Below are 369 nucleotides of genomic sequence, written 5' to 3'. Positions count from 1 at the left end.
TCCCCAACGGCCTGCTCCCCATGATCATCCTCATGCAGGGCGTCCTCTTCGCCTACGCCTCCATCGAACTCGTCGGCACCGCCGCCGGCGAAACCGAAAACCCCGAAAAAATCATGCCCAAAGCCATCAACTCCGTGGTCTTCCGCATCGCCGTGTTCTACGTCGGCTCCGTCATCCTCCTGGCCCTGCTGCTGCCCCACACCTCCTACGAAAAGGGCGTCAGCCCCTTCGTGACGTTCTTCGGCTCCATCGGCATCCAAGGCGTGGACGTCATCATGAACCTCGTCGTCCTCACCGCCGCCCTGTCCTCCCTCAACGCCGGCCTCTACTCCACCGGACGCATCCTGCGCTCCATGTCCGTCAACGGCT

At 62.9% G+C, this 369-nt stretch carries 1 protein-coding gene; it reads left to right on the top strand.

Annotated features, from left to right (window positions below; genetic code table 11):
- Window positions 1-369: amino acid permease (locus tag U7114_RS19335; protein WP_323058275.1), on the top strand; the 369-nt coding region annotated here is incomplete at both ends.

It is taken from the genome of Pseudarthrobacter sp. C1 (genome assembly GCF_034720455.1).
Classification (GTDB): Bacteria; Actinomycetota; Actinomycetes; order Actinomycetales; family Micrococcaceae; genus Arthrobacter.
Note: the sequence above shows the minus strand (reverse complement) of the source record. Positions and strands in the feature narration are given on the sequence as shown.